This window comes from Deinococcus radiodurans R1 = ATCC 13939 = DSM 20539, from assembly GCF_000008565.1.
Lineage (GTDB): Bacteria > Deinococcota > Deinococci > Deinococcales > Deinococcaceae > Deinococcus > Deinococcus radiodurans.
In genome coordinates this window covers 268,435-285,713 of the sequence record NC_001263.1, presented here as the reverse complement: position 1 = coordinate 285,713, position 17,279 = coordinate 268,435, and the positions used below count along the sequence as shown (strand labels likewise).

The following is a 17,279-nucleotide window of genomic DNA, read 5'->3' as shown; positions in this document are numbered from 1 at the left end:
TCAGCTTCGGAACGATTAAGGCAAAGCGGCACAAAAGGAGCCGGACAAGGGAGAACTGTGCTTTCCCTTGCCCGGCTGCCCTGACGCTTGGTTTCTCAGAAAGCAGAGAAGTCCTGCCTCAAACGCCCAGGTAGGCGCTCCGCACCCGGTCATCGTTCATCAGTTCCTGCGCCGTGCCCTGCAAAGTCACCTGACCGCTTTCGAGCACGTAGCCCCGGTGGGCAATGCTCAGCGCGGCGTAGGCGTTTTGCTCGGCGAGCAGCACGCTCACGCCCTGCGCGTTGATCTGCTGCGCGGCGGCGAGCACCTGCTCGACCACCAGCGGGGCGAGGCCGAGGCTCGGTTCGTCGAGCAGCAGAAGCGAGGGCCGCGCCATCAGCGCCCGGCCAATCGCCACCATCTGCTGTTGCCCGCCCGAGAGGCTGCCCGCCGGGGCGTGGCGCTTGTCCACCATCGCGGGAAAGAGCTCGTAGACCTTTTCCAGCTCGCGCTCGTTGCCCGCTGCGTCCCGGCGGTGAACGTAGGCGCCGAGCCGCAGGTTTTTTTCCACGCTCAGTTCGGGAAAGAGCAGGCGGCCTTCGGGGCACTGCGACACCCCGTGCGACACGTTGAACTCGGGTTTGCCGCCGGTCAGCGGGGTGCCCTGCCAGGTCGCCGCGCCGCCCGAGGGCCGTTGCAGGCCGCTGAGGGTGCGAAACAGCGTGCTTTTGCCCGCGCCGTTGGCGCCGAGCAGCACCACGATTTCGCCGGGCTGCACGGTGAGGTTGATGCTGTGGAGCGCCGTGAAGTTGCCGTATTTGACGCTCAGGTCGCGGACTTCAAGCATGGTCGACCCCCGCGTCCTGAACGGTGCCCGGTTGCCCGCCCTGCTCCTGCTCCTGACCCATCTGCCCGCCGTGGGCGTGCGAGCCGAGGTAGGCTTCGACCACCGCCGGGTCGCGGGTGATCTGCGCCGGGGTGCCCTGGGCGATTTTCTGGCCGTGGTGCAGCACCAGGATGTCGTCGGCCAGGCCCATCACCAGGTTCATCTTGTGCTCGACCAGCGCGATGCTCAGGCCGCCCGACACCAGTTGGCGAATCAGGCCCATCAGGTTTTCCGTTTCCTCGGGGTTCATCCCGGCGGCGGGTTCGTCGAGCAGCAGCAGGTGCGGGTCGCTGGCGAGCGCCATGGCGATGCCGACGCGCTTTTTGCCTTCCTGGTTGAGCGCCCCGGCGGGGAGCGCGGCCTGTCCGGCGAGGCCCACCCGTTCGAGCGCCCGCATCGCTCCGGCGCGGCTCTCACTCTCGTCGTGGCGCTCGCGGCCCGTGCGGAGCAGCGCGTCGAGCAGTCCGGCGCGGGTGCGGACGCGGTGGCCGATCATGGCGTTGTCGAGCACGCTGAGTTCCTGGTAGATGGTGGTCGTCTGAAAGGTGCGGGCGATGCCGCGCCCGACGACCAGGTGGGTGCGCAGCGGGGTGATGTCCTCGCCCCGGAAGATGATGCGGCCCGAGGTGGGTTTGTAAAAGCCCGAGATCAGGTTGAAGAAGGTGCTTTTGCCCGCGCCGTTGGGTCCGATGATGGCGGTGATGCGGCCCGGTTGCAGCTGCGCGGTCACGTCGCGCACCGCGTGCAGCCCGCCGAAGCGGATGCCGAGGCCCTGCACTTCCAGCAACGGGGCCCCTGACAGCGGTGGGGTGCTCGGGTTAGTCATGGCTCACCTCTGCGGCGGAAGGCGCGGACACCGGGCGGCGCCGGGCACGGACCTTTTCCCACAGGCCGACGAGGCCCTGCGGCATGAACATCACCAGCAGCACCAGCAGCGGCCCGAAGACGATGTACTGGTAGTCCTGCAAGTCCTTGAGGAGCTGGGTCAGCCCGTACATCAGCGCGGTACCGAGCAGCGGCCCGAGCAGCGTGCCCACCCCGCCGACGAGCAGGTAGAGCAGCGTGGTGAAGGTGGTTACCGGCCCTGTCACCGCCGAGCCGAGAAAGCCCACGTAGACGGCGTACAGCCCACCCGCGAAGCCCGCGATGGCGGTGGAGAGCATCATGGCCCGCAGCTTATGGCCGAACACGTCAATCCCGGCGCTGCGGGCGAGGTCTTCCCCACCCCGGATGGCGAGCAGCGAACGCCCGAAGACGCTGTGCCGTGCCCGCGCCGCGACCAGCACCGTGAGTGCGAGCGCGAGCAGCGCCAGCAGGTAAAAGCCCCCATTGAGCTTGAGCCCCAGCCCGTGCGCGAAAGTATCGAGCCCGGCGGGCGGCGCAATCCCGTTGAGGCCGTCGTTGCCGCCGGTCAGGGCGTCCCACTTGTTGATGACCTGCTGAATGATGACGCCCACCCCGAGGGTGAAGATGGAAAAGGCGTCTCCCTTGGTGCGGAAGGCCACCAGCCCCAGCAGCAGCCCGCCGAGGGCGCACAGCACCACCGCCAGCGGCCACGCCGCCCAGAAACTCCAGCCGTGCTTGAGCGTCAGGATGCCCACCGTATACGCCCCGATGCCGAAAAACCCGGCGTGCGCCAGCGGCAACTGCCCGGTGTAGCCCAGCAGCACGTTGAGCCCGTAGGTGACGATGGACCAGATCATCACGTTGATGAGCAGCTCCATGGTAAAGCCGCTGGGGTGCAAAAACGGCACCGCCGCCGCCAGCAAAAATGCCGGAATCCACAGCCACGCCGCTGTACTCTTGCCTCTGGCGCCCATCATGCGGCCCTCCGGAACAGGCCCTGCGGACGAATGGCGAGCACGACCACCAGCACCGCGAAGCCGATGACCTCAGCAAAGTCGAGGTTGATGTAGCCGCCGAACACTTCAGCGAAGGCGAGCAAAAAAGCCCCCACGATGGCGCCGGGAATGCTGCCCATGCCGCCCAGGATGATGATGGCGAAGACCTTGAGGTTCATGATTTCACCCATCGCCGGGGTGACCGACACGATGGGCGCGATGAGAGATGCCCCGATGGCCGCGAGTGCCCCCGAGATGGCGAAGGTGAGCATCCCGACCCGCCCGGTGTTGATGCCGACGAGCCGTGCGCCCTCACGGTTTTGCGCCATCGCCTCGATGGTGGCGCCGGTCAGGGTGCGGCGCAGGAAGAAGTTCAGCCCCAGCATGGCGACCACGCTGGCGACGAGCACGATCAGGCGCTGCCAGGTGATCGTGACGCCGCCGATATTGAGGATGCCTGGGATTGGCTCGGCCACCTGCTTGAAGTCGGCGCCCCAGATGAGCTGCACCCCGGCTTCCAGAAAAAACAGCACGCCCAGCGCGGCAATCATGGGCTGCACGTGCGGCGCGTTGCGCAGCGGGAAGAAAATGACCCGTTCCATCAGGGCAGCGAGCAGCGCCACGACGACGGCAGAGAGCAGCAGCGCGGGCACGTACCCCAGCCCCAGCGAGCTGATGCCCGCGTAAGAAAGGTAAGCGCCGAGCATGTACAGTCCGCCGTGGGCGAAGTTGGGAATTTTCATCACGCCGTAGACCAGCGTCAGCCCCAGCGCGACCAGGGCGTACACCCCGCCGAGCGCGAGCGCGTTGAAAAGTTGTTGCAAAACTGTGGTCAAGGGAAAGCTCCTGTCACGTGGGAAACGGGGCGGCGAAAAGCGGGGGCGGGGAAAGAAAAGGCGCGTCCCCCAGGAACCGGGACGCCCTTGTGCCCTTGTCTTGCCGCCTCGGTCAGCGGCTTACTTGTAGGTCTTGTCGGCGCGCAGCTTGGTGTACTTGCCGCCCTTGGCGCTCGCGATCAGGAACTCGGCGTCCATGTGGCCTGCGGCGTGACCCCGAAGACCTTGTAGACGGTCTTGGACTGCGGCAGCGCCTTGGCGGCGGCGTCGAGCTGCGCCCGGACCTTGCGCGGGTCGGATGTGGTCCCGGCGAGTTCCATCGCCTTGGCGAGCACGTTCATGCCCATGTAGTTCAGGCCCGCTTCGCTGGTGGGGATTTTCTTGTAGGCGCGCTGGTACTGCACCACGAAGCTCTGGGTGCCGGGGAAGTCGCGGGTGGGGAGCACGCCCACGCTGCCGTCGAGGTAGTTCTTGGGAATGACGGTTTCCATCTGCTCGAACTTGGCCTGGTCCATCACGATGAACCCGCCCTTGAAGCCTTGCTCGCGCGCGGCCTTGATGACGAGCGCGGTGGGCTGGCTGGGGCCACCGATAAACAGCACGTCGGGCTTTTCGGAGAGCGCCTTGGTCACGGCGGCGCTGAAGTCCACGGTGGTGTTGTAGTCCACGGCGTTGTCACGGCCCACGGTGCCGCCCTGCTTTTTCCACTCGCTCTCGATCAGGTCGGCCCACTGCTTGCCGTAGGCGCTCGAGGTGCCCACCAGAGCGAGCTTCTTGCCGAAGGTCTTCATCTCGGTGGCGACGAAGGGCTGCGCGTAGTTGTCGTAGCGCGGGGGCAGCATGAAGGTCAGGGGGTTGTTGGCCGCCAGAATCTTGGGCTCGGAGGAGTACGCCACGAGCAGGAATTCGGGGTCACGAATGGCGAGCGGCTGCACGGCCTGAATCCCGCCCGCGTGCGGCACGAAGATGAACTGGATGTCTTGCCCGGTCAGGCGCTTGACGTTGGTCGCCGTTTCGTTGGGCAGGTAGCGGTCGTCGAGGCTGACCACCTTGAAGGTGACCTTGTCGTTGCCGACCTTGATGCCGCCCGACTTGTTGAGGGTGTCCACCGCCATCTGAAGGCCGCTGAGGGTGTCTTTGCCGTAGGCCGCCGCGCCGCCCGACAGGGGGCCGGAAAAGCCAATGTTGACGACCTTATCGGCGAGCGCCGAGCCGGCGCACAGAGAAAGCAGAGCAAGGAATCCGATTCGCTTCATGTTAAAACCTCCCGTCACAGAGGCTTTTTTCGCCCCTGAACGCTTACAAATTGTGGCTGTGCGGGTATGCTGCCATGCGCCGCCGGGGGTGTCAAATCATTTGTTTACTTTTTGCGCCGGCAACTTGACAACAGGCTTTAGTGGTGGGTCGGTCACTTCGCAAAAGGGCGGCGCGGCAGGTCTACCTACGTGTTCGCGGAGGTGCCCGCGCGGGTGTCTGCCCGGCAGTGACCCCCTGCCCCGGCACCCGCGCCGGTATGCTCCGCCGGTGACTCCTCCCGTGACCCCGCCCACCACGCCCGCGCCGCGCAGCCGCGCCCGTATGCTCGAACTGGTGTTTCCCAAAGACACCAACTACCACGGCACCGCGTTCGGGGGCTGGGTGCTGGCGCTGATGGACAAGGCCGCCAGTGTCGCCGCCGTCCGGCACGCCGGGGGCAACGTGGTCACCGCCCGCATGGACGGCGTGGACTTTCACGTGCCCATCCGGGTGGGCGACGCCGTGGCGCTCGACGCCCGCGTCATCCGGGTGGGGCGCTCGTCCATGACCATCCGGGTGGACGTGTACCGCGAAAACATGGCGTCGGGCGAGCAGCAACTCGCCACCGGGGGGCTCTTTACCTTCGTGGCGCTCGGCGAGGACGGCAAGCCCCGCCCGGTGCCTCCCCTTCCAGAAGGCAGCACCGACAGCGAGCAGCCCGACTACGAGGCGCGGCCCTGAAGATGGCGGGGCCGGACCTTACCCTGCTGCTCGTGCGGCACGGCGCAACCGCGTGGAACGAGGGAGGGCAGTGGCAGGGCTGGACCGACAACCCGCTGGGCGACGCGGGCCGGGCGCAGGCCAGAGCGCTGCGCGAGGAACTGGCGGGGCAGACTTTCGACGCCGTTTATTCGAGCGACCTCACGCGGGCGCGGCAGACCGCCGAACTCGCGCTGCCGGGCCGGGCGCTGCGGCTGGACGCCCGACTGCGCGAGCTGAATCTGGGCGACTACGAGGGCCACACGCTGGCGCAGATGCAGGCGCACGGCGGCTACGCGGGCTGGCAGGCCGACCCCTGGGCGCAGGCGGTGCCGGGCGGAGAGAGCCTGCAAGACGTGGCGGCGCGGATGCGTGGGTGGCTAACGGACGTGCAGGCCGAGTTTCCCGGCGGGCGCGTCATCGCTTTCTCGCACTCCATCGCCCTTCGCACGCTGGCCCGTGACCTGCTGGGGCTGCCGCTGGAGCCGCAGGTGAATTACCCGATTCCCTATGCCGAGCGCATCAAGAACGGGCGCTGCATGGTGCTGGAGTGCCGGGGCGGGACGTGGCGGCGGGCCGGGGCAAACGCCGCAAGCTGAACGTTTCTCGCTTTTCCCTTCACATCTCTAGCCTCTACCCTGCCCCCATGACCTTGCGAGCGGCCCGCCCCGAATTTCTGGACCTCTTTCCCGCGGGGGCCGAGGCCCGGCGGCTGGCGGACGGCTTTACCTGGACCGAAGGCCCGGTCTACGTGCCTGCGCGCAGCGCGGTGATTTTCAGCGACGTGCGCCAGAACCGCACCTGGGCCTGGAGCGACGACGGGCAACTGTCGCCCGAAATGCACCCCAGCCACCACCAGAACGGCCACTGCCTGAACAAGCAGGGCCACCTCATCGCCTGCTCGCACGGCCTGCGCCGGCTGGAGCGGCAGCGCGAACCGGGCGGCGAGTGGGAGAGCATAGCCGACTCGTTCGAGGGCAAGAAACTCAACAGCCCCAACGACGTGTGCCTCGCGCCCGACGGCAGCCTGTGGTTTTCCGACCCCACCTACGGCATCGACAAGCCCGAGGAAGGCTACGGCGGCGAGATGGAGTTGCCGGGCCGCTGGGTGTTTCGGCTGGCACCGGACGGGACACTGAGTGCGCCCATCCGCGACCGGGTGAAGCCCAACGGCCTGGCTTTCCTGCCCTCCGGCAACCTGCTGGTGTCCGACACCGGCGACAACGCCACGCACCGTTATTGCCTGAATGCGCGGGGCGAAACCGAGTACCAGGGCGTCCACTTCACCGTCGAACCCGGCAAGACCGACGGCCTGCGGGTGGACGCGGGCGGCCTCATCTGGGCAAGCGCGGGCGACGGCGTACATGTGCTGACCCCCGACGGCGACGAACTCGGGCGCGTGCTGACGCCGCAGACGACCTCCAACCTCTGCTTCGGGGGGCCGGAAGGCCGGACGCTCTACATGACAGTCAGCACCGAGTTCTGGAGCATCGAAACGAACGTGCGGGGGTGAGGACTACGGGGGTCAGGGCTCAGCCGGCGTCCACCACAGCCAGCGCCTCACGCGCCGCCGCGAGTTCGGCCCATGCCTCGCGGCCCGGCGCGGCCACCGGGGTCAGGCGCTCAATGTCGGCCTCGATGCGCGCACGCAGCAGCGCTGGTCCTTTGCGCAGCAGCAGTGGGCCGTAGCGCAGGGCCGCCGCTGCGGGCAGGTCGGCGTAGGCGGGGTCCGGCCCCTCCGCCCGTTCCAGCCGCAGCACCGGGTAGGCCCAGTAGCCGGGCAGCAGCCGTTCGGCGCGCAGGTGGTAACTGTTTTCCCGTGCCCAGGTTCGCAGCCACAGCGGCGAGTCGTTGGGCTGGAGGACCAGCGCCGGGGGCAGCCGCTCCCCCGCCCGGTCCAGAATGCCGCGAATGGTGTAGGCGCCCATGCCGGTCACGCTGGCGCTGCCCAGTTCGCCGGGTTGGATGGGGGCAAAGCCGTCGCCCTGGCGTACGTCAATCTGCTCGGTCAATCGGGCGCGGGCGACCATGCGCCGGGCGAGGGCGAGGGGGCCGGGGTTGAGTTCCACCGCCACGCAGCGCGAGACGCGGCCCCCCCGCACCAGCCGCAGCGGCAGGCGAGCGTGGTCGGTGCCGATGTCGGCGTGAACTTCGGCGCGAATCAGGTGCAACACCGCTTCCAGGCGGGCGTCAAGCGCGGGAAGCGTCATGGTCCTCCCCGGCTTCTCCGGCATGGCCCCGCCGCCCAAGCAGCAGGCTGTAGCCACTGAGCGCCAGAATGACCGCCGCCAGCGCCGCACCGTAGCTCAGCAGGTCGCTGCCGCCCTTCCACGCCAGCGCCACACTGAAAAAATTGACGCCGAGCGCCACCACCACGATGCCGATGAGCTTTTGCTTGAGGTCGTCGAAGCTGCGGATGTGCAGCCAGTCGGGAACATTTTCCAGCCGCCCGACAAACAGCGCCTGCATCCCGAAACTCATCATCAGCAGGGCCATGCCCACCAGCAGCAGGTCGGCCTGCTCCACGGCGGCGATCATCAGGCCCTTGGCGGTGCCTTCCTCGCCGAGCTTGTGCAGGGCTTGGGCCACGGTGTGGTACGCCTGCACGATGGCCGCCACGAATAGCGTGAGGCTGAAGACCGCCGAACTGAACACCCCCAGTTCCACGATCAGGCGGGTCAGGCCGAACGCGCCTTTGGCCGTGCGCGGCGAGGTGGGGGGTGGGCGAGAAACACTCACGGCGTCAGGGTAGCGCCCGGCTTGCCCAGCGCCCGCAACACGGCCACTTCACGCTTCAGCCAGTCTGGGGCGCCCTCGCGGGCCTGGGCCGCCGCATTCGCCTCGGCTGCGGCCTGGGGCGTCACCCAACAGGGGGTCAGGCCCAACTCGGACTCGTAGGCTTCGAGCTGGGGCGCGTGCTGGCCGGCCTCCACCTCGCAGGCGAAATACAACGAGTCCATGCGGAACAGTTCGGCGTCCGGTTCACGCGCCGGCCAGAGTTCGGTGACGGTCAGCAGCAGGGGGCCGGGGCCGCGCAGCTCTGCGCCCAGCTCCTCGCGCAGCTCGCGGGCGAGGGCTTCCGCGTGGCTTTCGCCCATCTCCACCCCACCGCCGGGAAACTTGAAGCAGGCCCACGGCGGCGAGTGCAGCAGCCAGAGCTGACCCTCGCGCCGGATGACCGCCTTGACCGCCGTGCGGGTCACGCACACGGCGCCCTCGCGTAGCCGCTGCACGAGGCCGGGGGCGTGCTCCATGGTGGGCAGGTGAATCACCGCTCCTCTTCCCAGACCGTTACGGGGTCGCCCACCCGCAGCCGCCCGCCGCGAATGACCCGCGCAGTCAGGCCACCGTGCCCGCGCACCGCGTTGTAGCCGCCCGGCCCCAGGGTTTCTTCCATCCGTGAGCAGGGGTGGCACTCGCCGGTGCCTTCCAGCACGACCTCGCCGATCTGAAAGCGGCGGTCCTTAAGCGCGAGCAGCGGAATCCCCGACACCAGCAGGTTGCGCCGCAGCAGTTCGGGCGCCACGCTCCCTAAGCCCGCCAGCGCCGCGATGACGGGCAGGTGCTCGGCCTGAATCAGCGTGACCTGCCGCCGCCCCGGTCCCCCAGGAATTGCCGGGGCGTGGGCGGGCGTCGCCACCTCACCAGCCTCGCCGCTCAGCGCGGTCAGGCGCGGCGGGGCCGTTTTGCCGTGATCGCCGAGCAGACCGACGAGCGGGTGCGCCTCCGCTTCCGGCACACTCAGCACCGGCAGGCGGCGGCCCTCGCGCAGGCCAATCCAGTTCAGACGCCCGGCGCGGGGAAAGGTGGAGCGGAGGTCGTGGATGGTCGTCACCTCAGCTTTCCTCACCGGTCCCGGCGTCGTCTGAGCCGGTGAACACCTCGTGAATCTCGATGACATTGCTCAGCACGGTGTCTTCGGGCAAGGTCCGCCCCCCCTTGTGTCCGTCCTTGAAGCCCGGCGAGGTGCGCCACGCCTCGAACGCCGCGCGGCTGTCCCAGAACGACAGCACCACGTAGGGGTCGCCGGCCTGAGTAGGGCGCAGCACGTGGTCGGCGATGAATCCGGGCTGCCGGTCCACCCGGCGGGGGCGGCGGCGAAAGCGCTCCTCGAAGGCGGCAGCCCGCTCGGGGTTCACGAAAATGCGGTTGGCGACGGTAATCATGCGGCCAGGGTACGCCGAAGAACGGACGCCCAGCCTGCCCCGGAGCTGTCACCCTGAAGCCATGCGCATCCTCAACATTCCCGTCACGCCCGCCGAACTGGGGCGCTGGCGCGGCCACCTCGCCCCGCCGCGCCAGCCTTTTTTCCTGTCGCGCGCCGACGCCGAGCGGCTGGACCTGCCCGCCACGCCGCGCAGCCTCTTGCAACTCACGCCCGAGGAACGCGACACCTTCACGCTCTGGGCGGTGGACCAGGCCGCCGACCAGGTGACGTGGCTCTCCCCGGCGCAGTGGGCCGCGCTGCCGCCGGCTGGCCGGCGCGAACTGCTGCGGCTGCAAGTGCGCGCAGGCCGGGGCAACGTGCCGCTGGGCCGCCACTATTCAGATTTGGTGCCGGGCCTCGCGCCAGGGCGGTTTCTGTGGCAGCGCGACCACCTCACGCCCGCCGTGCTCGCGCGCCTCGTGTCGCGGGAAGGCGTGGCGTGCCAGCGCGAGGCCGTGCCGCCCGCCGTCTGGGAAGCAGCCCGCCCCCTGCTCCCACGCGCACGCGAACTGGCCGGGACTTTCCCACAGGGCAGCGCGGGCAACTGCTTCGGCGCGGTGATGGGCGCGGCGGGCCTCAGCGGCGCCGAGCATGAGTGGATGCAGCGCGACCCCTTCGAGGCTTTTCTGCGCGAGCGTGCCCGCCAGGGTGGGCAAGACGAACAGCCTGGCACCTTGCTGGTGTGGCGCAGCGAGCGGGGCGTGGAACATGCCGCCGTGACGCTGGGAGGCGGCTGGGCTTTTCAGAAAGCCGCGCAGACGTGGTGGACACCGCGCGCCGTGCTGCCGGTGGCCGAGGTCAAGCGGACGAACCGCGTCAGGGGCTGGCGGCTGGAGCGCTGGCAGTTGCGTCCGGGCTGAGCCGAGATGGCTTGATTCCAAGACAGGGCGATTCCAAGAGAGGGCGGAAACCCCATCACCCTGTCTTTCCATCGTCACCATCCCGCCTCTTCTCGCTTCGCTCGGCTTCGTCTGCGACTCACCTCAAGTTCCTCTGAGCCAGCTTTCAGCAAAGCGGGCCGCCGGAAAGATGGCCTGCGCCGCCCGCAGCATCTCTCGCCAGTCGGCCTCGCGGTAACGGCGCGAAAGGTGCAGCAGCACAAGTTCCTGCGCCCCCGCCCGCGCCGCCAGGGTCGCGCCCTGCTCGGTGGTGGTGTGGTGGTTGCGGGCGGCGAGGTCCGCGTCGGCGGGGGCGTACTGCGCCTCCAGGTAGAGCGTCCGTACGCCCGCAAGCAGCGGCGCGAGGCGGGCGAGTTCGGCCTCGTCGAGCAGAAAATCGGTGAGGTAGGCCAGCGAGTCGCCCGCTTCCTCGCGCAGCAGTTCGGCTCGCAGGGGCGCGGCAGGGCGGCGCTCGCCCGCGATTTCGACCTCCTCAGCCCCGGCCTTGAGCGCCGCCAGCCAGGGACCGGGCGTCAGGTCCAGGCGGGTCAGGCCAGCGGGGTCCACGTTGACCCGGCCCGGTTCGCGCAGCACGTAGCCCAGGCAAGGGCCCTGGTGCTGCAACGGCACGGCGTCCACCCGCAGGTGCGGTGTCTCGATCAGCGGGCCGGTGCGGGGCGTGCGGCCCTCGTCGTGCGCGATTTCGAACGCCTCGTGCAGCTCGAAGCGCCAGGTGTGGACCGCCGCGTCGTCCACCTCATGAATACGCCAGGTCGCCCGCAGCTGCGGCGCGTGGTTCCACCAGTACCCCTGCAGCCGGTGCGCCAGAATCCGCGCCGCGCCGGGCGGGCCCCAGAGGTGATTTTCGCGGCTCTGGCGGTCGAAATTGACACGGAAAAAGTCGTCGAAGCCCGCTATGTGGTCCATGTGCAGGTGCGAAAACAGCAGGTGGTCTGTGGCCTGCACCTCGTGCAGCGGCAGGGTGTCCAGCGTGTGCCCGCCGCAGTCGAGCAGCAGCCGCGTCTGGCCCTTGCCACTGTCAGCCGTGACCCACAGGGCGTTGTCACGGGTGGGTTGTCCAAGAACGGCGGCGCTCAGCATGGCGGCAGCCTAGCGGGGAGGACGAGCCTCGCGCCTGCGCCATCTGGCTGAGCGGCTTGTCCTAGAACATTTGACATAAGAATGCTTGGCGTTTTTGACCCTCTACCCCTGTGGGACTCGGAGAGCTGCGCCGCAGAGAGGGCCTTGCGAAGCAAGGGGTGAGGGGGTAGGGGGTCTTTTTCTGTCAAATGCCCCAGAGCAAAAGGAGAAGGCCGTCTCCCCTAAAGGTGACGGCCTCTCTCATGCTGTGCCCGGCGGTGAACCGGATCAGGCGAACTTGACTTCGCGCTGTTTATTCCTCGTCGGTGCGGCGGTTGGCCCAGCCCCGGTCGGCGCGGGCGCGGGGGCGGAAGCCGCCTTCCTGGTTGCCCTGGGCGTCGTCGGTGCGGGGGCGGAACTCGCGGTCGCCGAAGTTGCGGTCTTCACGGGGACGGAAGCCGCCCTGACCGCCGCGGTCCCCACCACGGTCGCCGCCGAAGTTGCGCTCGCCACGGTCCTCGCGGGGGCGGAAGCCGCCACGGTCACGGTCGCCAAAGCCACCACGGTCTTCGCGCGGACGGAAGCCACCCTGGCCGCCGCGATCTCCTCCACGGTCGCCGCCGAAGCTGCGCTCGCCACGGTCCTCGCGGGGGCGGAACCCACCACGATCACGGTCGCCACCGAAGCCACCACGGTCTTCGCGCGGACGGAAGCCACCGCGGTCTCCTCCACGATCGCCGCCGAAGCTGCGCTCGCCACGGTCTTCACGGGGGCGGAAGCCGCCGCGATCACGGTCGCCGCCGAAGCCGCCACGGTCTTCGCGCGGACGGAAGCCGCCGCGGTCTCCCCCACGGTCGCCGCCGCGGAAGCCGCCGCCCTGGCTTTCGCGCAGTTCGCGCATTTCACGGCGCAGGCCACGGATTTCCTTGCTCTGGGCTTCGAGCATTTCCTTCATTTCGCCGAGCAGACCCATCAGGTCGTCGGCGTCGATAAATTCTTCCTCGTACTCCTCGCCGTCTTCGTCCACCTTGCGCGCGCTCTGGCCCGCGGCCTGCTCTTCCTGAGCGTCGAGCACGTCGTCTTCGTCCACTTCGCCAGTCAGCTGCGGCAGCACGTCGCGCAGTTCGGCGGGGGTCTGTTCGGTCTGGGCGTCACTCGCCTGCTGCGTGTTCTGGGTGTTCTCGCTCTGGGTTCCCACGGTCTGGGTGTTCGTATCCTGCGCGGTCGTCGCGGTGTCGGTGCCTTCCTGCTGGCCCATGTTCTGCTCGTCGGCGTTCGTCATCTCTTGCTCCTTGGCCCCCACGGCGGGCAGGCCTGTCGTCACGCACTGTCCCCATGTTCGGAAGTGCGGCGTACCCCGCAGTGTACCCCAGCCGCCTGAACAAAGGCGCCCGGCTCCGGCCCGCAGCCATTTGTCGCGCCTGACCCGAAGCGGCCTGCTGCCCTCCCTATACTCGCCGCATGAAGCGTTTCACTGTTCCGGCGCTGGTCCTGCTCGGCGCTCTGGCTGGCCCGGCCCAGGCCGCAGCACCCGCCCGCACCGTCACGATCGGGCTGGGGTACGTGCCCAACGTGCAGTTCACGCCGTTTTACGTGGCTGACCGGCTGGGGTACTTCGGGGCCGAGGGGCTGAACGTCAAGTTTCAGCACGGCTATATCTCTGAACTGATGCCGCTGCTGCTTCAGGGCAAGCTCGACTTCGTGGTGGGCGACCCTGAGGACGCCATCTTCGCCCGCAACCAGGGCGCCCCGGTCAAGTACGCGCTGGCGATGTACCAGAAAAGCCCGGTGACGCTATTCAGCCTCAAACCCTTGACGAATGCGGCGTCGCTCAGGGGCAAGACGCTGGGGATTCCCGGCCCCTTCGGGAGCAGCTACCACGCGGTGCAGGCGTATCTGGCGAACGCCGGGCTGAAAGAAGGCCGCGACGTGCGGCTCGCCACCATCGGCTTTACCCAGCAGGAAGCTGTGCGCAGCGGACGGGTGAACGCCGCCGCTGGCTACCTCAACAACGACGTGGTGCTGTTGCGCGCCGCCGGGAAAAAGGTCTACACGCTCGACACTTTCGCCGCCTACCCGATGGTCGGGGTGGGCCTGATTGCCCAGGACAAGACGCTCGGCACCGCGCTGGCGAAAAAAGTGGTGCGCGCCAGCCAGCGCGGCCTGAAGTACACCGTGCAAAACCCCGCCGGGGCCTTCAAGACGGCTCAGCCGGTGTTCGGCAAGGCGGGCGGCACCCTCGACATCCTGAAGGCGAGCGTCCCGCTGATGCAAAGCGCCTACACTCGGCAAAACGGGCTGGGTGCCGGCGCCCCGGCCAACTGGACCAAGGCGGTGGCCGCGCTCGTCAAGCAGGGCAAACTGCCCGCCGGCGCTCAGGCGAGCACCTTCTACACCAACGCCCTGATCGACAAAGCGGTGCGCTGATACGGATTCCGCTTCATTCCTACACAGTCGGGAAAGCGCCGCCTGTGCATCCATATCGCGGAATCCGTATTTTTACTCGCATCCGCTCGGATTGAATCTGAAACGACCAGATTCAATCGGAATCCGTACGAGGCCCGCTTGCTGGAGCACACGCGCACGCCCCCAGCACCCCTCTCAACCTTGCAGAGGTTTACATTTTCAGAAGCCGGAATGAGCGCTCCGCACTCAGTCAGAGGTGGGCACGGCTGGGCATAATGCAGGCCAGTAACCGCAGCGGTGCCCCTTCTCTGATGAAACTTACCCCCCTGCATGTTCTGTTGCTGCTGAGCGCCACGCTTCACCTGGGACTGACCCTGGTGAACACCGGCGAGTCGGCCGCTCCGCTGTGGGCCATCGACGCAGTTTTTCTGGTCGTGATCGCCCTTTCGTTCGGGGTGGCCGTGCAGGGCTGGCTCGCCGAGCGGCGGCGCCCCGAGCGCCAGCGGGGGCTGGGAGGTTTCGTGGTGAGCATGCTGCTGCTGCTGCTCGCCGAAGCCTGGACGTTGAGGTACGACCTGCCGGGCCGCGTCGTGCCCGAGATTTCGCTGGCCGACCCGCTGTATTTGCTGTCCTACCTGGGCATGGCGCAGACCCTGATGCGCCTGAGCGGGCTGCGCGGCTGGAGCGTGGGCGCGGCGGTGAACCTGCTCGACAGCCTGACCGTGATGATCGTGGTCGCCGAGGTGGCGTGGCTGCGCTTTCTGGCCGCCGCGCTGGCCGAGCCGGGCATCTCGCCCCTGATGCGCGGCATCAACCTGACCTACGTGGCGCTCGACCTGCTGGTGCTGGGGCTGGCCCTGCTCGCGCTCAGGCGGCGCTTTTCGCCTCCACTGCTGCTGTTCGGGGTGGGCATGTTGGCCTTCGTCATGGCCGACTTTCAGTATTTCGCCCTGGGCATGAAGGGCACCTACCGCGCCGGTACGCTCCTCGACTCGCTGTGGGCCTGGGGGACGGCGGCGCAGGCATGCGCCATCGTGTGGGCCTGGCAGACCCGCTCGTGGTCGCTGCCGCGCACCCCGGCCGGGACCTTGCAGGTGGCGCGGCGAGACCGGGTGCTGGTGCTGCTGCCCTACCTCGCCATGATCGTCAGCGGCTTTTTGCTGCTGCGCAGCGGCGTCTCGCCCCAGTTTCCCCACAAGCAGATCGAGATCTGGACTGTGGCGCTGTTCGTGGTGGTCATGCTGCGCCAGGCCTTTGTCGGCTGGGAAAGCGCGCGGCTCAACCAGCAGCTCGCCCGGCAAGCTCAGGAACTGCACCACCTCGCCTTTCACGACGCCCTGACGGGCCTGCACAACCGCGCCGCGTTCGAGGACGAGTTGCAGCGGCAGCTGCATGTGCCCCGGCCACAGCCGCTCGCGCTGCTTTACCTCGACCTCAACAACTTCAAACCGGTCAACGACACCCTGGGCCACGCGGCGGGCGATCAGGCGCTGGCGCAGGTGGCGCAGCGGTTGCAGGCCGCGCTTCCCGCAGGCACCTTCGTGGCGCGGCTGGGCGGCGACGAATTCGCGGTGCTGCTCACTTCCATTCCCGACGAGGACGCCGCCTGGGCCGCCGAGGAACAGATCCGGGCGGCGCTGGAGCGGCCCATGCAGCTGGGCGAACACGTCGTTCACCTCTCGGCGGCAGTGGGGGTCACCCTCGCTCCCGCTGGCGAAGCGGTGGTCCCCGAAATCCTGTGGCGCGAAGCCGACCAGGCGATGTACCGCGTCAAGCACAGCGCGTCAGACCCCGGAGCGTTGCCTTCCTGAGCGCCGCTCTCCGCCGGCCTCCTCGGCAGGGTGTCAGTCCCCCGCCCCACAAACGCGAGCCCCCTTCCTTTGCCCCCGCCCCCCCACGGCGTATCCTGCCCGCCATGCTCCTCGACCAGTTGGGCCGTCCCCTGCGCGACCTGCGTATCAGCGTGACGGACCGCTGCAACCTGCGCTGCACCTACTGTATGCCCGCCGAGGTGTTCGGCCCGGACTACGCCTTTTTGCCGCGCGCCGAACTCCTGAGCTTCGAGGAAATCGAGCGGCTGGCCCGCGTCTTCGTGGGGCTGGGCGCCGAGAAACTCCGCATCACCGGGGGCGAACCCACCCTGCGCCGCGACCTGCCCGAGTTGCTGGCCCGCCTCGCTGCCTTTCCCGGCGTGCAGGACCTCGCCATGACGACCAACGGGCTGCTGCTCCCCCGGCTGGCGGCCGACCTCAAGGCGGCGGGCTTGCAGCGCGTGACGATCAGCCTCGACAGCCTCGACCCGCAGGTGTTCGGGGAAATGAATGGGCTCGGCGTGTCGCCGCAAAAGGTGCTGGGCGGCATCGAAGCGGCGCTGCACGCGGGCCTGGGCGTCAAGATCAACACGGTGGTCAAACGCGGCGTGAACGACGAGCACCTGACCGAGCTGTGGCGCGGGCTGCGCGAGTTCGGGCCGGTGCGCTTCATCGAGTTCATGGACGTGGGCAACCACAACGGCTGGAACATGGACAGCGTGCTGCCCTCCGGCGAGGTGCTGGCGCGGCTGGCGGCGGAGGGGGGGCCGCTGACCCCCGTCGCACCGGCGCACGCGGCGAGGTGGCGGCCCGGTACCGCGACGCCGCCGGGCACGAGCTGGGGCTGATTTCCTCGGTCACGGCGCCCTTTTGCGGCGACTGCACGCGGGCGCGGCTCTCGGCGGTGGGGGTGCTCTACACCTGCCTGTTTGCCAGCCGGGGCTTCGACCTGCGCGCGCCATTGCGGGCAGGCGCGAGCGACGACGAACTGCGCGGGCAGATCAGCGCCCTGTGGGGCGGGCGGCGCGACCGCTACAGCGAGGAACGCGGCGAGCTGACGGCGGCACGGCCCAAAGTCGAGATGTCGCACATCGGCGGCTGACGTGGCCCGTGTTGGCAGATGCCAGCGCAACGTCCCCGCTCCAGTGACGATGCAAAGAAGACATGAATTCTGCGGGGGAATGTCAAAGTCGCACACAGGAATTTGCCGTGAGCGACAGCTTCCCCTCTGCTCAAACGTAACGAAATTGAGATTGACTCAGGATGCATGTTTATGCCTAACCAGTGATTGATGACCTCTAGGCAGCTTGTGTGTGGATGAACTGAACTTTACTATTACCTCAGTTTCCGCACTCCGCGG

Annotated in this window: 18 protein-coding genes and 1 pseudogene; 7 read left to right on the top strand and 12 right to left on the bottom strand. The window is 68.3% G+C overall.

Going from position 1 to position 17,279, the window contains the following annotated elements; translation table 11 throughout:
- Positions 1–118: 118 nt before the first annotated feature.
- From DR_RS01475 to DR_RS01455, 5 genes are all read right to left on the bottom strand, one after another.
- Entirely contained in the window at positions 119–826 is a 708-nt protein-coding gene (locus tag DR_RS01475; RefSeq protein WP_010886929.1) for an ABC transporter ATP-binding protein, read from the bottom strand.
- Positions 819–1,691 carry an ABC transporter ATP-binding protein gene (locus DR_RS01470; RefSeq protein ID WP_010886928.1) on the bottom strand — a complete coding sequence of 291 codons (873 nt, stop codon included), beginning with the start codon at positions 1,689–1,691 and terminating at the stop codon, positions 819–821. The genes DR_RS01475 and DR_RS01470 overlap by 8 nt, the downstream gene beginning before the upstream one ends.
- Entirely contained in the window at positions 1,684–2,688 is a 1,005-nt protein-coding gene (locus DR_RS01465; RefSeq protein WP_010886927.1) for a branched-chain amino acid ABC transporter permease, read from the bottom strand. Before DR_RS01465 ends, DR_RS01470 begins: the two co-directional genes overlap by 8 nt.
- Positions 2,685–3,542: a branched-chain amino acid ABC transporter permease gene (locus DR_RS01460; protein WP_010886926.1), complete on the bottom strand. Its 858-nt coding sequence runs from the start codon at positions 3,540–3,542 to the stop codon at positions 2,685–2,687. Before DR_RS01460 ends, DR_RS01465 begins: the two co-directional genes overlap by 4 nt.
- Positions 3,543–3,721: 179 nt before the next feature.
- A complete protein-coding gene (locus tag DR_RS01455) occupies positions 3,722–4,798 on the bottom strand; it encodes an ABC transporter substrate-binding protein (protein WP_338107136.1) in 1,077 nt (358 codons plus the stop codon).
- A 322-nt stretch (positions 4,799–5,120) separates the two neighbouring features.
- Here DR_RS01455 and DR_RS01450 point away from each other — a divergent pair, with 322 nt between their 5' ends.
- Genes DR_RS01450 through DR_RS01440 form a run of 3 tightly spaced genes read left to right on the top strand, consistent with a single transcriptional unit; the run spans position 5,121 to position 7,050 of the window.
- Positions 5,121–5,519, top strand: coding sequence for an acyl-CoA thioesterase (locus DR_RS01450; protein WP_051618908.1), 399 nt, complete (start codon positions 5,121–5,123; stop codon positions 5,517–5,519).
- Between the two features lie 2 nt (positions 5,520–5,521).
- Entirely contained in the window at positions 5,522–6,136 is a 615-nt protein-coding gene (locus DR_RS01445; protein WP_010886923.1) for a histidine phosphatase family protein, read from the top strand.
- A gap of 47 nt (positions 6,137–6,183) precedes the next feature.
- Positions 6,184–7,050, top strand: coding sequence for an SMP-30/gluconolactonase/LRE family protein (locus DR_RS01440; protein ID WP_010886922.1), 867 nt, complete (start codon positions 6,184–6,186; stop codon positions 7,048–7,050).
- Positions 7,051–7,069: 19 nt separating this feature from the next.
- On the opposite strand, the gene DR_RS01435 is transcribed toward DR_RS01440, so the two are convergent.
- Genes DR_RS01435 through DR_RS01415 form a run of 5 tightly spaced genes read right to left on the bottom strand, consistent with a single transcriptional unit; the run spans position 7,070 to position 9,703 of the window.
- Positions 7,070–7,747 carry a tRNA (adenine(22)-N(1))-methyltransferase TrmK gene (locus DR_RS01435; protein WP_010886921.1) on the bottom strand — a complete coding sequence of 226 codons (678 nt, stop codon included), beginning with the start codon at positions 7,745–7,747 and terminating at the stop codon, positions 7,070–7,072.
- Positions 7,728–8,276 (bottom strand): YqhA family protein, encoded by a 549-nt coding sequence (locus tag DR_RS01430; protein ID WP_010886920.1) that lies wholly within the window; start codon positions 8,274–8,276, stop codon positions 7,728–7,730. Before DR_RS01430 ends, DR_RS01435 begins: the two co-directional genes overlap by 20 nt.
- Positions 8,273–8,809 (bottom strand): NUDIX domain-containing protein, encoded by a 537-nt coding sequence (locus DR_RS01425; protein ID WP_010886919.1) that lies wholly within the window; start codon positions 8,807–8,809, stop codon positions 8,273–8,275. The genes DR_RS01430 and DR_RS01425 overlap by 4 nt, the downstream gene beginning before the upstream one ends.
- Complete coding sequence (locus DR_RS01420) at positions 8,806–9,372, bottom strand: MOSC domain-containing protein (protein WP_034350905.1); 567 nt, start codon at positions 9,370–9,372, stop codon at positions 8,806–8,808. Before DR_RS01420 ends, DR_RS01425 begins: the two co-directional genes overlap by 4 nt.
- A gap of 1 nt (position 9,373) precedes the next feature.
- Positions 9,374–9,703, bottom strand: coding sequence for an antibiotic biosynthesis monooxygenase family protein (locus DR_RS01415; RefSeq protein WP_010886917.1), 330 nt, complete (start codon positions 9,701–9,703; stop codon positions 9,374–9,376).
- A 61-nt stretch (positions 9,704–9,764) separates the two neighbouring features.
- Here DR_RS01415 and DR_RS01410 point away from each other — a divergent pair, with 61 nt between their 5' ends.
- Positions 9,765–10,604, top strand: coding sequence for a hypothetical protein (locus DR_RS01410; RefSeq protein ID WP_010886916.1), 840 nt, complete (start codon positions 9,765–9,767; stop codon positions 10,602–10,604).
- A 123-nt stretch (positions 10,605–10,727) separates the two neighbouring features.
- On the opposite strand, the gene DR_RS01405 is transcribed toward DR_RS01410, so the two are convergent.
- Entirely contained in the window at positions 10,728–11,723 is a 996-nt protein-coding gene (locus DR_RS01405) for a ribonuclease Z (protein ID WP_010886915.1), read from the bottom strand.
- A gap of 292 nt (positions 11,724–12,015) precedes the next feature.
- Positions 12,016–13,026, bottom strand: coding sequence for a hypothetical protein (locus DR_RS01400; RefSeq protein ID WP_010886914.1), 1,011 nt, complete (start codon positions 13,024–13,026; stop codon positions 12,016–12,018).
- Between the two features lie 137 nt (positions 13,027–13,163).
- Here DR_RS01400 and DR_RS01395 point away from each other — a divergent pair, with 137 nt between their 5' ends.
- From DR_RS01395 to moaA, 3 genes and pseudogenes are all read left to right on the top strand, one after another.
- Positions 13,164–14,129, top strand: coding sequence for an ABC transporter substrate-binding protein (locus DR_RS01395; RefSeq protein ID WP_010886913.1), 966 nt, complete (start codon positions 13,164–13,166; stop codon positions 14,127–14,129).
- A gap of 290 nt (positions 14,130–14,419) precedes the next feature.
- Positions 14,420–15,919 carry a GGDEF domain-containing protein gene (locus tag DR_RS01390; RefSeq protein ID WP_027480288.1) on the top strand — a complete coding sequence of 500 codons (1,500 nt, stop codon included), beginning with the start codon at positions 14,420–14,422 and terminating at the stop codon, positions 15,917–15,919.
- Between the two features lie 95 nt (positions 15,920–16,014).
- Positions 16,015–17,021 (top strand): annotated as a pseudogene (gene moaA / locus DR_RS01385) (GTP 3',8-cyclase MoaA).
- Positions 17,022–17,279: the final 258 nt, after the last annotated feature.

Excerpts from the sequence above, each read along its gene's own strand:
- DR_RS01475 (WP_010886929.1), bottom strand. The coding sequence starts at position 826 with ATGCTTGAAGTCCGCGACCTGAGCGTCAAATACGGCAACTTCACGGCG.
- DR_RS01470 (WP_010886928.1), bottom strand. The coding sequence starts at position 1,691 with ATGACTAACCCGAGCACCCCACCGCTGTCAGGGGCCCCGTTGCTGGAA.
- DR_RS01465 (WP_010886927.1), bottom strand. The coding sequence starts at position 2,688 with ATGATGGGCGCCAGAGGCAAGAGTACAGCGGCGTGGCTGTGGATTCCG.
- DR_RS01455 (WP_338107136.1), bottom strand. The coding sequence starts at position 4,798 with ATGAAGCGAATCGGATTCCTTGCTCTGCTTTCTCTGTGCGCCGGCTCG.
- DR_RS01450 (WP_051618908.1), top strand. The coding sequence starts at position 5,121 with ATGCTCGAACTGGTGTTTCCCAAAGACACCAACTACCACGGCACCGCG.
- DR_RS01445 (WP_010886923.1), top strand. The coding sequence starts at position 5,522 with ATGGCGGGGCCGGACCTTACCCTGCTGCTCGTGCGGCACGGCGCAACC.
- DR_RS01440 (WP_010886922.1), top strand. The coding sequence starts at position 6,184 with ATGACCTTGCGAGCGGCCCGCCCCGAATTTCTGGACCTCTTTCCCGCG.
- DR_RS01435 (WP_010886921.1), bottom strand. The coding sequence starts at position 7,747 with ATGACGCTTCCCGCGCTTGACGCCCGCCTGGAAGCGGTGTTGCACCTG.
- DR_RS01415 (WP_010886917.1), bottom strand. The coding sequence starts at position 9,703 with ATGATTACCGTCGCCAACCGCATTTTCGTGAACCCCGAGCGGGCTGCC.
- DR_RS01410 (WP_010886916.1), top strand. The coding sequence starts at position 9,765 with ATGCGCATCCTCAACATTCCCGTCACGCCCGCCGAACTGGGGCGCTGG.
- DR_RS01405 (WP_010886915.1), bottom strand. The coding sequence starts at position 11,723 with ATGCTGAGCGCCGCCGTTCTTGGACAACCCACCCGTGACAACGCCCTG.
- DR_RS01395 (WP_010886913.1), top strand. The coding sequence starts at position 13,164 with ATGAAGCGTTTCACTGTTCCGGCGCTGGTCCTGCTCGGCGCTCTGGCT.
- DR_RS01390 (WP_027480288.1), top strand. The coding sequence starts at position 14,420 with ATGAAACTTACCCCCCTGCATGTTCTGTTGCTGCTGAGCGCCACGCTT.